The sequence below is a fragment of the Psychrobacter sp. DAB_AL32B genome (genome assembly GCF_002224105.1).
Taxonomy (GTDB): domain Bacteria; phylum Pseudomonadota; class Gammaproteobacteria; order Pseudomonadales; family Moraxellaceae; genus Psychrobacter.
This window is the reverse complement of record NZ_NEXU01000019.1, coordinates 1-13,470: the sequence shown is the minus strand read 5'-3', so window position 1 is coordinate 13,470 and position 13,470 is coordinate 1. Positions and strand designations below refer to the sequence as shown.

Sequence of the window (13,470 nt, the reverse complement as noted above, 5' to 3'; positions counted from 1 at the left end):
GCAAGCGCACTGATAACGATATTGACATACAGCTCACGACCAAAATACAAAAGAAAGGTAATAACAAAGCCAGCGGCTTTCAATACGACTTGCGTTGTATAAATCGACATCACTATCGACCACACTAAAAAATAGTAGACAAGGTAAACAGTAATTAAATACAAAATTTGACGCTTGATTAATAAACGCTTGGCTGGCTTCGCCGCGTCTTTGCATAAAAAAACCCAACCCCATTAAAAAAAGGTTGGGCATAACAATCGTAATCGCGAATAAAATAGCTTCGATCATAAATAGACTCAAGTCAGCAAAATGGCTAAGGCGATATTGCAAGCATCATTCTTAAGAACATGAATGATTATGAAGGCTATAACTATGAATAATATGAGTATAGCGCGTAATTATATAAGCCTTTTATGCTTCTCTATACATAGCGAGCCCTTAGCTGATTGATCTAATCAAAGATGATCAAGGCTCGCTTTTACTGTACTTATAAGCCTAATGCGACTTGCGCTTTCTTCTGTTTTTTAACCGTCATTGCCAATAATTGAATGGCCGCAGGCGTCACACCGCTAATACGTCCAGCTTGGGCTAACGTTGCAGGGCGTACTTGGGTCAGTTTTTGTACAATCTCATTGGATAATCCTGACACCACACTATAATCAAAATCCATCGGTAGCACCGTATTCTCTAGACGCTTCATCTGATCGATGTCTTCTTGCTGACGATCAATATAACCGGCATATTTAACTGATATCTCTATTTGCTCGCCTACTTGCGCATCAACTTGTGATCCAGTAATGGCAGCAATATCAGCGAAATGTATTTGTGGACGTTTTAGCAAATCGTAAGCCGTCGATTCTTTCGAAAGCACCTCACCAGTTTGCGCAGTTAGTTGTGCCCCTAGCGCATTAGCCGGTGTTGCCCACATATCTTTTAAGCGCGACGTTTCTTTACTGATCGCATCCATTTTCTCTTCATAGGCCTGCCAGCGCACATCATCAACCAAGCCAAGCTTACGACCTGTCTCTGTTAAACGCTGATCGGCATTATCTTCACGCAGCAGCAAACGATATTCTGCGCGACTGGTAAACATCCGATATGGTTCAGTAGTGCCATGAGTAATCAAATCATCGACAAGAACGCCAAGATACGCTTCATCGCGGCGCGGCGTCCACGTTTCAAACTCACTATTATTAGTGGTCACTAATGCCGCATTCGTACCTGCTAGCAAACCTTGTACGCCTGCTTCTTCATAACCCGTCGTGCCGTTGATTTGTCCGGCAAAGTACAAGCGGTCAATTGATTTGGTTTCAAGCGTCGGTTTTAGGTTTTGTGGGTCAAAATAATCATATTCAATGGCATAGCCGGGACGAGTAATATGCGCGTTTTCTAGTCCTTTCATACTATGAATAAATTCTAACTGCACATCAAACGGCAAGCTGGTTGAGATACCATTTGGATATAGCTCATGGGTGGTCAAACCTTCCGGCTCAATAAATATCTGATGGCTGTCTTTATCGGCAAAGCGATGGATCTTATCTTCAATAGAGGGACAATATCGTGGACCAATACCTTCAATTTTGCCCGAGAACATCGGTGAGCGGTCTAAATTTTCACGGATGATATCATGGGTACGGGCATTGGTATGAGTGATATAGCAGTTGACCTGTTCAGGATGCATCGAAACATCACCCATATAGCTCATGACTGGCAATGGCGTATCACCCGGCTGTACAGTCATCACGCTAAAATCAACACTGCGTGCATCAATACGTGCTGGCGTGCCGGTTTTTAATCTTCCTACTGGAAGCTTAAGCTCACGCAAGCGATCAGCAAGTTTAATAGACGGCGGATCTCCTGCTCGTCCACCTTTTGAGTTTTCAAGACCAATATGAATGACGCCGCCTAGGAAAGTCCCTGAGGTTAAAATAACTGTCTCAGTCTTAAAGACAATGCCTGTCGCCGTAACAACCGCAGTGGCGCGACCATTTTCAACCAAAATATCATCAGCCGCTTGTTGGAATATATCAAGGTTCGGCTGATTCTCTAACGTATGACGAATAGCTGCTTTATAAAGGATACGATCTGCTTGTGCGCGCGTCGCACGAACAGCAGCGCCTTTACGGCTATTTAACACCCTAAACTGAATACCCGATTTGTCTGTAGCCAATGCCATTGCACCGCCTAGCGCATCAATCTCACGTACCAGATGCGATTTACCGATACCGCCAATCGCTGGATTACAGCTCATCTGCCCAAGTGTCTCGATATTATGGGTCAATAGCAAAGTCTGCGCGCCCATACGTGCAGCAGCTAAAGCCGCTTCTGTACCGGCATGACCACCACCGATGACTACCACGTCGTAATTTTTTGGGTATTGCATGTATGCCTCGCTTGACTCTTAACGCTACCGCTAGCCAAGTGCTATTACTTAGTAGCGCGGTTGGCGGTAGCGTTAATTGAATTTAAAAAAGAGATAACGACTCGGATAAGTCGTCAAAGTTGGGTTAGATAGCAGATAATTATAACAATTTTTTGCCATTTAAAAAACGTCATGGCAAAAACTATTAAAATTAACCGTTAAAAATATGAATAAGATGATATTGATTAACCTAACTTGAAGTTATTTACCAGGACTGAGCGGTACAATGCTATCTGACTGACCACTTGAGAGCATATGGTGGCTGCCATAGCCTTCTGGATTAATCTGCAAATAGGCATTCATCTGACCAATGGCATCACCATCATTACTGGCCAAAATGTGCTCCTTAATCAACTCAACTGGCGGCAGTAGTAAGTTTTTTAGCAAGGCTAAACGCTGATCGTTATCGCCTTTATTAACGACCATCTCGATGAGCTGACGCGCATCAATCGGTAAGTCTGGCGTGTTTTGTGCCAGTAATGCCAAATGATAAGCACCGGCGGCATCTTGATCAGCGACGATACGCTGCTCAATAGCAATATAAGTCGCTTCAGTAGCACCGCCTGCGACGCTTAATTGATGGATACATTTGAGTGCTGAATTGGGCTCGCTGCCCGCTATGTCAATTAAACGTGTCGATTCATTTTTGAGATGCTCACGGCGTTTTTCGATAGCCGCTTGCTCGGCCGCTTCTTTTTGCGCGTTTGGCTGGTCAGATGCTTGATGATTCATGGCTTTCTCTTATTATGTTTAATAGTTATCTTGGTCACTATATGGGGATAAATCCTATAAACACAACAAAACTCATAGGCGAGGCAATAAAAAACCCAAATAGTCTGAAGAGGACTATCTGGGTTTTTTTGCGGTTATATGTAAGTCTTATCGAACTTAAAAACTGTCCAATAAATACGCTCAATATTAAGCAGCAGGACTGTTTGCTTCAACCAAAGGTTTTAATTCGCCTGATTGATACATTTGTAAAATGATGTCAGAACCACCCATCAACTCGCCATCAATCCATAACTGTGGAAAAGTTGGCCAGTTGGCAATTTTTGGTAATGTTGCACGGATTTCTGGATTTTCTAAAATATTTACAAAGGCAAATGGACGACCAATTTGGGTAAGCACTTCAATCGATTTAGCAGAGAAGCCACACTGCGGAAACTGCGGTGTCCCTTTCATATAAAGAATGACTTTATTGTCTTTGATTTGATCACGAATCAGCTGTTCAACATCGTTTGCAGCGGTATTTGGGGTTTGGTCAGTCATAAAAGCTCCTATTAATTAAAGCAGGTTATTGAAAATAGTTATTTAATTTGCCAAATCACTAATGATAGATTATTAACTTCAGCATGTAAGGTGTTTGATACATGGGGCGATTATTGCCATATTACAAGCCTATTTAACCTATGATATTTACCAACCATCATTCATCATTTGGCTACTAAAGGTTAAATGCTTAAACCTCAGCCACATTGCGAACTAATAATACCACGGCATTGGCCATGATACCTTCTTGCCGACCAGTAAAACCAAGTTTTTCAGTAGTTGTCGCCTTCACGCTAATATTACTGACATCGGTTTGCAAGTCGCTAGCGATATTATCGCGCATCGCTTGATTATATGGTGCCAGCTTTGGGCGCTCACACATGACTGTAATATCTGTATTGCCTAAAGTATAACCGGCAGCCAAAACTTTGCCATACACATAACGAAGTAGTACCCGCGAATCAAGTCCTGCATGCGCGGCATCGGTATCGGGGAAATGCTGCCCGATATCACCAAGCGCCAATGCACCAAGTAGCGCATCAGCAAGCGCGTGCAGAACCACATCGCCATCAGAATGCGCAAGCAAACTATGCGTATGCTCAATCGGCACACCTGCCAATATCACATATTGCTGCTGCTCGCCCGTATTATGAAACGCATGGACGTCAATACCTTGACCAATTTTTATCATTATTTTTCCCAATAAGTTAAGGGTGATGAGAATAATTTAAAGTCACTATCTAAATTTTTAAAGCGATTTTACTTAGCCTAAGATGCCATAGCTCGCCACCAGTTTCAATTAACTGGTATAATATGACGCTTATTTTATCATAATACCAAATCCAAAAGATAAATCGGTACGGTTAACTTGCTAAGCTAAAATTATAGCGCTTGCATTGATTTTAAGTACCTTTATAAAGCTTGGATAACATATAAATAGTTGAGCCGCTCTATGTCAGCCATGCCAAACACCTCAAGCAACCCAGTTTCTGATTCTTTTAGCGTCCATCGTCCTTTAACGCTTACAGATATTGACAATCCTAGCTCTAAGCATGTGATTGTCGGTATGTCAGGCGGCGTCGATTCTTCTGTTTCTGCTGTCTTACTTCAGCAAGCAGGCTTTAAGGTAGAAGGTCTGTTTATGAAGAACTGGGAAGAAGATGACGGTACTGAATACTGTACGGCAATGGAAGACTTAGCCGACGCGCAAGCCGTGTGCGATAAAATCGGCATTAAGCTGCATACTGCCAACTTTGCCATGGAATACTGGGATCGTGTTTTTGAGCATTTTTTAGCAGAATATAAAGCTGGACGTACGCCCAATCCAGATATTTTGTGCAATAAAGAAATTAAGTTTAAAGCTTTTTTGGATTATGCCTTGACGCTTGGCGCTGATTATATCGCTACTGGTCACTATACCCGCCGCAGTATCAATTACAAAAATGACAACGGTGTTGAAGTCGCGCAATTACTACGTGGTCTCGATAACAATAAAGATCAAAGTTATTTCTTACATGCTGTTGGTGGCGACAAACTCGCCAAGACGCTATTCCCAGTCGGTGAACTTGAAAAACCTGTCGTTCGTCAAATTGCCGAAGAGCATGACCTGATTACTGCCAATAAAAAAGACTCTACCGGCATTTGCTTTATCGGTGAGCGCCGCTTTAAGGATTTCTTACAGCAGTACTTGCCGGCGCAAAAAGGCGACATTGTCACTGATGATGGCATCACTATCGGTACTCATGACGGCCTGATGTATTACACCTTAGGTCAGCGCGGCGGTATCGGTATCGGCGGCGTTAAAGACCGTGTTGAGGCGCCGTGGTTTGTACTCGCAAAAGACTTAGATAAAAACCGTCTAATCGTCGGTCAAGGTCACGAGCATCCAATGATGCTGAGCAATGAGCTGCACGCGTACAAACTTGACTGGATAGATGGTCTGCCGCCTGTAGGTATTTTTAGCACTGACGGTTTACGCTGTATGGCAAAATCTCGCTATCGTCAGCCCGACCAAGTTTGTACCGTATTTGCAATAAAAGATGACGGTAGCGAAGTACGCGTGGTATTTGATGAGCCACAACGCGCCGTCACGCCCGGTCAATCAGCAGTATTTTATATTGACGAGGTATGTTTGGGCGGTGGTGTGATTGCTTCTATTGATGCGCCTTGTGGCATTTAGTACTATTCCATAGAGCGACATGAATGGATATTATACTGTTATTGGTGGTTTTTACTTGGTTAACGATTTTTGCGTTATTAGTTATATTAATTATTATACTACCCAGTAAATCAGACCCTGATTACTCTAAACAGAAACGCGATAATTTGTACATTGCATTATTCTTATATGTTTTACTTTCTCTAATTCTGGCAATGCTTATCTTGTCAGAATTTTTCAAAATTGCAGCTTCTTCATAAGCTTTGAAAAATCATATTAGCAACTATAAATCAACCCTATATCAACTCAACTAAAGGATAACTATGACCACCTCTTTTTCTGCCTTGACCGCCCTATCTCCAATCGATGGTCGCTATGCGTCCAAAGCTGATAGCTTGCGTCCTTATTTATCAGAGTTTGGTTTAATCAAAGCTCGTGTTACTGTTGAAATCCGTTGGTTACAATCATTGGCTGACAACAATGCGATTGGTGAATTAGCAGCGTTTGATACCGATACACATGCTTTTTTAAATGCGATCGTTGATAACTTTAGCGAAGCAGATGCGCAAGCGATTAAAGATATCGAAGCGACCACCAATCACGATGTGAAAGCGGTTGAGTACTTTATCAAAGACAAATTCCGTGGTCAGGCAGCACTTGAAGATTCGTTAGAATTCATTCATTTTGCTTGTACTAGTGAAGATATTAACAACTTATCTTATGCCTTAATGCTTAAAGATAGCCGCGAGATTGTCGTTGCTAAAATGCAAGAAGTGACTGATAGCATTGTTAATCTAGCAATTACCCACGCTGATCAACCAATGCTGTCACGTACGCACGGTCAGACGGCTAGCCCAACGACACTAGGTAAAGAGATGGCAAACGTCGCTTACCGCCTAGCTCGGCAAATAAAGCAAATCGGACAAGTTGAGCTACTGGGTAAAATCAATGGCGCGGTTGGTAATTATAATGCTCACTATGCTTCATACCCCGACGTTGATTGGCAAGCTCATGCAGAGCAATTCATTGATGAAAGTCTTGAGCTGACGTTTAACCCGTATACCACCCAGATTGAGCCGCATGATTATATCGCTGAGCTGTTTGATGTGGTTAAACGTTTCAATACTATCTTAATCGATTTTAACCGTGATATTTGGCAGTACATTAGCTTAGGCTATTTTAAACAGCGCCTAAAAGACGGTGAAGTGGGTTCTTCTACCATGCCGCATAAAGTTAACCCGATTGATTTTGAAAACTCTGAAGGTAACTTAGGCGTTGCTAATGCCATGCTTGCTCATTTAGGTGAAAAGCTACCGATTTCACGTATGCAACGCGATTTGTCGGACTCTACTGTTTTGCGTAATATCGGTGTTGGTCTGGCACAAAGTATGATTGCTTATGATGCTTGCTTAAAAGGCGTCGGTAAGCTTGAATTAAATGCGCAGCGCTTAAATGATGATTTGGACAACGCTCAAGAAGTATTGGCAGAGCCGATTCAAACGGTTATGCGTCGCTATCGTGTTGAAAACCCATACGAGAAACTAAAAGCTTTGACTCGTGGTAATGCCATGACTCGCGAAGCGATGCTGACATTCGTTGAAAGTGATGAATTATCTGCTGTTAGCGATGCGGATAAAGCGCGCCTACGTGAGATGACACCTGCGACTTATGTGGGTAATGCAGCTGAGCAAGCACGCACGATTAAAGAGTGGATTGCCAAGATTTAATCATTAGCTATTAATAACAGCTAACAAAAAAGACAAGCGTGCAATATGCTGCGAAACTTTAAATCGGTAGTTGTCAGTACTATGGCGGTGTTAATCGTTATGGTACTGGCAAGTATTGAGCCGCTAGAATGGTCAAGCTATCTGCTGCATCAATTTGGTACCCTGCTTTTTCTCTCATTAATGCTGGGCGCTTATCGCTACAGGTATATTAGCTCGCGCTCTTATGCACTGGCTTCAATTTTTCTCTTTATTCATATTATAGGGGCACGCTATTTATACTCGTATGTACCTTATGATGCTTGGACGCAGCAGCTATTTGGTATAAGCCTAAACGAGTTATTTGGTTGGCAGCGGAATATGTATGACAGGCTCGTTCATTTTAGCTACGGGCTTTTGCTGTTTTTTGCGATGGTTGAGAGTTCAAAGTCTATATTTAACGTTCAATCAACGAAGCTATTAATAGCGATTGCACTTATGGTTAATATGTCGTCGAGCCTACTTTATGAGCTACTAGAATGGGGTATTGCGACAACTTTATCGCCAGAAGCTGCGGAAGCTTATAACGGTCAGCAAGGGGATGTCTGGGATGCCCACAAAGATATGGCTTTAGCACTACTCGGTGGGCTGATTGCGGCAGCTATTACTCTATTTCAAACTCATAAACGACCTATAATCAAATTATAAATTAATCGTCTTTTTTGTCATCATCGCTGTCGCCCGGTATGATGGCTTTGGTAACAGCGACTGTACCTTTGACCACGCCTTTGGTGGTTTTATAGGCGACTTTTACAGGTACGGTAACAATCTTATGTACACAAGCTTGTAGCAAAAATACGCTGGCGATAATGACGATAAAATGCAGTTTTTTCATAAGTTTCCTAGGATTAACGAGATATTCTGACGATAAGCATCAGTTAAGCGATGGTCATCAGTTAGGTGATAATCATAAACCAATAAACTCTGCCTATAAAGCAATCCTTATTATTAATCACCTGCCCCTTTCAAAATACGGAACTATTAATGACCTCTATACCTCTTTGTTTACCCGATTATATTACGCCAGAGCAATTTTTAACAGAATACTGGCAAAAAAAACCGCTATTGATTAAACGAGGTTTACCACAATTAATTGGTATGTTTGAGCCGGATGATATGCTTGGTTTGGCGTTAGAAGAAGATGCCACAGCGCGGCTGCTTACTCAAGATACTGTTAAACAAGACGGTCAGCCGCAATGGCAGCTTAAAAAAAGTCCATTGACGGAAGCAGATTTTGATAATCTGCCAGAACAATGGACAGTATTAGTACAGAATTTAGAACAATGGTCACCTGAGCTTGGACAATTGTGGCAAGCATTTGACTTCATACCACAATGGCAACGCGATGATATTATGGTCTCTTACGCGCCAAAAGGCGGCTCTGTTGGCAAGCATTATGATGATTATGATGTGTTTTTAGCGCAAGGATTTGGCTCTAGACGCTGGCAGTTAGGTAAGTTCTGTGATGAGCAAACAGAGTTTGTCGCCGATGAGCCGATACGTCTGTTTGATGATATGGGCGAGATTATCTTTGATGAGATTTTAGAAGCCGGTGATGTGCTGTATGTACCACCAAAATTAGCGCATTTTGGCGTAGCGCAAGACGACTGCCTCACCTTCTCGTTTGGCTGTCGTCGTCCGAACTTGATGCAAATCATCGACAGCCTCGCAGATATCGCCACCAACGATAGCGATTTGTTCGTGCCAATGCTATTGCCACAAGCGCTGCAAGCATCAGGTGAATTAAAAGCAGACAGTATTGATGCTATCAAAGCTCAACTATTGCAAATGCTCCAATCTGAGCGTGGTGATACGATTATTCGCCAAGCCGTCTCTGAAGTGGTCAGCAAGCGTCAATATGATGTACTCGTTCCTGAAGACACGCTGACGACCGATGAGATGATAGCGGCATTGGCAACTGGCGCGTCGCTACAAGCCGATTATAGCAATCGCTTGTTATATACCGAAGTAGGTAATGATATCGTTGTATATGCAAACGGGCAGCGCTTGGACGATTTGCATGCAAACTCGATAGCACTACTCGTATGCTTATCGAATGGCGAGCATCTAACGCTTGATGATATGGAAGGAATTGACCCTGATGAAGTGATGGAATGGCTAGAGAATGGTTGGATATGGCTTAATTATCCAGAGTAATGGCATAGCTAATAGTCAATCTTTATAGCATATTGGCTATTAATCATTCGTTAAAAACCATCAGCGCCTATTTATTAAGGTTTTATTAGGAAAAATAAATTCTTAATAAATAGGCGCTGATTTGTATATAAAGATTCTTATTTAAGTAACCTAGCTTAAGCCGTTTAACTTAAGAAAAAATACTTTTAATACTGCCCTTTACGCAGTAACTGCTTTTTTATAACGACTGACACCAGCGATAATCGTTTCCTCAATCACTCTATCATCACCCAACATCATCAGCACAAATAACTGCTCATCAAGCGTCTTAGTTTGTGTCATACGGCGCTCCATTAAATCAGTGCCGCCCATATCTATCACCACAAAATCTGCTTCTTTATTGGGCATAAAGTTACCGATTTTATTGTCTAATAATAATGACTGCGCGTTGCCCAAGGTAATTTGATACAAGCCTTGATGCGCTGATAATGGATTACTCTGTAATTGCTGAACTTTATACGCTTCTGATAACGTGGTCAACATTGACAGACTGGTTCCTGCGCCCACATCCGTTGCAATACTAACACCGGTATAGCTTAGTGTTTTGGACAAGTCAAACAGACCACTACCTAAAAATAAATTAGACGTTGGGCAATGAGCTATTTGGGTGCCAGTATCACGCAGTACTTCATACTCTGGCGTTTCAAGGTAAATGCCATGCGCTAAGGTAGTACGCCGACCCAATAATCCTAAATCGTGATAAACGTCGAGATAGCCTTTATGATTGGGATAAAGCTCACGTACAAAGGCGATTTCATCAATATTTTCAGCCAAATGCGTTTGCAAATAAACGCTGTCATAGCTGCGATAGAGCTCGCCGGTCATTTGTAATTGCTTAGGCGTTGACGTAATCGCAAATCTTGGCGTAATCGCCACATGCTGACGTCCGTGCTCATGCCATTTATCAATGATATTCTGTGTATCGCGAATACCTTGTTCGGTCGGCACACACAAATGCTCAGGCGCATTTTGATCCATCAATACATTACCGGTAATCATACGCGTATTCAGGCGACTGCTTTCGGTAAAGAACGATTCTACTGACTGTGGATGACTGGTAGAGAATACCAAAGCACTCGTGGTACCGTTAGCAAGCAGCTGGTTTAAAAAGAATTTTGATGTATCGTGCGCAACCTTTGGGTCACCAAAATTGGCTTCAGTCACAAAAGTATAGTTATTTAACCAATCAAGCAATTGCTCACCAAAAGCCGCAATCATATCTATCTGCGGATAGTGCACATGAGTGTCAATAAACCCTGGCATGATGAGCTTATCTTGGTAATCATGAATCTGTACTGGTGCTTTGCTTTCTTGGACACCACCATTACCATAGGTAGACAACATCGACGTACAATGGCCATAATCAACCACAAGACCGGTCACATCATCGACCACAAGCGCACCATTAGCAATATATTCAGGATAAACTTTCACGCCTGCAATAACAGGTAGCAAGGTGATATTGTTATTAACCACTGTAAGGTCTCGGCGCTCAGCATTTGTTAAATCAGTCGCGTCCAAATTAGTACGCTGCGTTCTTTCAGCGAGATTCTCTTCAGCTAAGTAATGCAACAATTGCGCTTGATAAATATGTATGGTCATAAAGAAATCTCACAATAAGTAATAAGTATTTGAGTCAAAGTGAATTAAAATCACTACTCCCCCATAATACGAACACAAAGTCACTGAGCGCAGCCTAGTTATTACAATGGCTAACCAAGCTAATAACAGTATGATTTATAATGGTGGACAGACTTATAAATAAGTAGAAATCTATCGGTTAGTATTTAGATCGCTATCGATTGAATTGAGGACACGCCCTAGTTATAAATGATTATAAAGCTGCAAAACTTGCGCCGCGATAGAGACAGCGACTGCCATTGGCTCTTTGCCGCCCGTATTCAGTCCGATTGGCATGGTCAATTTATCGACTATTTGCTCACTATAATTACGCTGCAGTAGACGATCTCTAAAACGCTTGGCTTTGGTCGCTGAGCTGATACAGCCAAGATAAGGTAATGAAGATAACTGGCTAGTGCTGACGTTAGGCACATTATTGGTAATGCTATTTGTATCAACATTAGCATCAATTTTCATATAAGCATCCAGCGTCGCACGCACCAACTCAAAATCAAGGCTGTGATCATGAGTCATCACTAGGATAAAATACAGGGTGCCTTTTTTCATTGCAGGATTTATTGAAGCGCCTCTCATACTATTAGCGACAAACGGTTGGATAAAATCAACCGGATCTTCATCAATATGCGGGCGAATATGGGTAGGCAATTGATAAGTCACTTGTCCATCTGCCGTGCCAGCATCAGCGTTCAAATAACCCTTGAACATCTCAGCACGGCTGTCTACCCAATCTACTTGGCAAGGCAACTCAGCAAGTATGGTCATTAAGGCGGCTGCTACGTGTCCTGCACCAAATACCAATAGCGACATCGGCGGCGTCACATTAAAACATTCAAACATAACTGTGACACTACCGCCGCAGCATTGGGCTAATTTAGCACCCAATGGATAGTGCTTGGTGTAGACTGCTTCACGACGTACTGCTTGTGCCTTTTCAGACTTACCTTCTTTTAATGGTTTAAAGCCTCTCGATTCGTTTGGTTCAAGCTCACCATTGAGCAGTTGCCGCGCTGTTATCGTCACATCATGCTCAAGACTACCGCCGCCCAAGGTGTCACAGCACGCATCAAGGGTAACAATCATTTTAGATTGTAGCTCTCGAGGTGCTGAGCCATTGACGGCAACGACCGTTGCCAAAACGTGCGCCATACCTTGCTGCTGATATTGCGCCAGTCCGTCATACCATTTTGTTGGTGGCATCGATAACGCTGATGAACTATTCACTATGTGCCGGTCCACGAGCCGTTGAAACATTAGGGTTTTCTATGGCTTCAGGCTGCTCATCAAACAATTGTCCTTCAGACTCTGGCGGATTCACATCTTTACCATGAGGCACTTGCTGCGGCTTGACTCGATCATCATCGATACCACAATCGTCATCAGCTGGCGTTAAGCTCTCAACAGTTTCTGCCTCTGCTTTAGAAGCGACTTCCCACTCTTGACCTTGCATACGCATCACTGCTTTGAGTACCGCCTCTGGGGTGGCAGGCATAGTCAAATCTGGATTTTTCTTATAACCCCCTAAGCTCGCCACTGCATTATTAATCGCACACCAAACACTGGCTGCTAGCATAAATGGCGGCTCACCAACGGCTTTAGAGTTATAAATGGTCTGCTCTTCATTTTTACGATCGAACAGCTTGACGCTCCATTGCTTAGGCAAGTCATGAGCCGTTGGAATCTTATAATTAGCCGCACTGTTAGAAGCTAAATTACCTTTTTTATCCCAAATCAGCTCTTCAGCCGTCAGCCAGCCCATGCCTTGTACAAAAGCACCTTCAATCTGACCAATATCCACAGCCGGGTTCAGCGATTGCACCACATCGTGAAACATCTAGCAGCGCAATACCTTATATTAACCCGCTAACGACTCACCCTCAACCTCTGCCCACGCCGACCCCAACGCCACCGCAAAGAACAGACGACCCCACGCTCATGAGCGACAATACAACATCATTGGGGTTTTATACTACACAGTTGACGACATACTAATCAGGTGCGAAGATGACCGCAACACAAAATCA

General features: G+C 42.8%; 12 protein-coding genes. 4 read left to right on the top strand and 8 right to left on the bottom strand.

Annotated features, from left to right (window positions below; all coding sequences use genetic code 11):
- Positions 1 to 487: 487 nt before the first annotated feature.
- The 4 genes from mnmG to ispF form a co-directional block, all read right to left on the bottom strand.
- Positions 488 to 2,383: a tRNA uridine-5-carboxymethylaminomethyl(34) synthesis enzyme MnmG gene (gene mnmG / locus CAN34_RS02760; protein WP_089554345.1), complete on the bottom strand. Its 1,896-nt coding sequence runs from the start codon at positions 2,381 to 2,383 to the stop codon at positions 488 to 490.
- Between the two features lie 240 nt (positions 2,384 to 2,623).
- Complete coding sequence (locus tag CAN34_RS02755) at positions 2,624 to 3,154, bottom strand: hypothetical protein (protein WP_089554344.1); 531 nt, start codon at positions 3,152 to 3,154, stop codon at positions 2,624 to 2,626.
- Positions 3,155 to 3,340: 186 nt separating this feature from the next.
- Positions 3,341 to 3,691 carry a Grx4 family monothiol glutaredoxin gene (gene grxD, locus CAN34_RS02750; protein ID WP_089554343.1) on the bottom strand — a complete coding sequence of 117 codons (351 nt, stop codon included), beginning with the start codon at positions 3,689 to 3,691 and terminating at the stop codon, positions 3,341 to 3,343.
- 190 nt (positions 3,692 to 3,881) lie between these two features.
- Positions 3,882 to 4,382: a 2-C-methyl-D-erythritol 2,4-cyclodiphosphate synthase gene (gene ispF / locus CAN34_RS02745; protein ID WP_089554342.1), complete on the bottom strand. Its 501-nt coding sequence runs from the start codon at positions 4,380 to 4,382 to the stop codon at positions 3,882 to 3,884.
- 261 nt (positions 4,383 to 4,643) lie between these two features.
- On the opposite strand from ispF, the gene mnmA reads away from it, so the two are divergent.
- From mnmA to CAN34_RS02725, 3 genes are all read left to right on the top strand, one after another.
- Positions 4,644 to 5,870, top strand: a complete 1,227-nt coding sequence (gene mnmA, locus CAN34_RS02740; RefSeq protein WP_089554341.1) for a tRNA 2-thiouridine(34) synthase MnmA — start codon at positions 4,644 to 4,646, stop codon at positions 5,868 to 5,870.
- A gap of 302 nt (positions 5,871 to 6,172) precedes the next feature.
- Positions 6,173 to 7,576 (top strand): adenylosuccinate lyase, encoded by a 1,404-nt coding sequence (gene purB, locus CAN34_RS02730; RefSeq protein WP_089554339.1) that lies wholly within the window; start codon positions 6,173 to 6,175, stop codon positions 7,574 to 7,576.
- Positions 7,577 to 7,621: 45 nt separating this feature from the next.
- Positions 7,622 to 8,260, top strand: a complete 639-nt coding sequence (locus CAN34_RS02725; RefSeq protein WP_089554338.1) for a DUF2238 domain-containing protein — start codon at positions 7,622 to 7,624, stop codon at positions 8,258 to 8,260.
- Between the two features lies 1 nt (position 8,261).
- Here CAN34_RS02725 and CAN34_RS02720 read toward each other — a convergent pair whose 3' ends face one another.
- The gene (locus tag CAN34_RS02720; RefSeq protein WP_079691956.1) at positions 8,262 to 8,447 is read right to left on the bottom strand and encodes an NF038104 family lipoprotein; all 186 of its coding nucleotides are present in this window, start codon (positions 8,445 to 8,447) and stop codon (positions 8,262 to 8,264) included.
- A gap of 149 nt (positions 8,448 to 8,596) precedes the next feature.
- Here CAN34_RS02720 and CAN34_RS02715 point away from each other — a divergent pair, with 149 nt between their 5' ends.
- Entirely contained in the window at positions 8,597 to 9,769 is a 1,173-nt protein-coding gene (locus CAN34_RS02715) for a cupin domain-containing protein (RefSeq protein WP_089554337.1), read from the top strand.
- Between the two features lie 198 nt (positions 9,770 to 9,967).
- Here the strand turns inward: CAN34_RS02715 and guaD are convergent, their stop codons facing one another.
- The 3 genes from guaD to CAN34_RS02700 form a co-directional block, all read right to left on the bottom strand.
- On the bottom strand, positions 9,968 to 11,410 hold the full coding sequence (gene guaD, locus CAN34_RS02710) for a guanine deaminase (protein ID WP_089554336.1): 1,443 nt from the start codon (positions 11,408 to 11,410) through the stop codon (positions 9,968 to 9,970).
- A 222-nt stretch (positions 11,411 to 11,632) separates the two neighbouring features.
- Positions 11,633 to 12,670: an XdhC family protein gene (locus tag CAN34_RS02705; RefSeq protein ID WP_254423056.1), complete on the bottom strand. Its 1,038-nt coding sequence runs from the start codon at positions 12,668 to 12,670 to the stop codon at positions 11,633 to 11,635.
- Positions 12,663 to 13,280, bottom strand: coding sequence for a molybdopterin cofactor-binding domain-containing protein (locus CAN34_RS02700; protein WP_254423055.1), 618 nt, complete (start codon positions 13,278 to 13,280; stop codon positions 12,663 to 12,665). Before CAN34_RS02700 ends, CAN34_RS02705 begins: the two co-directional genes overlap by 8 nt.
- Positions 13,281 to 13,470: the final 190 nt, after the last annotated feature.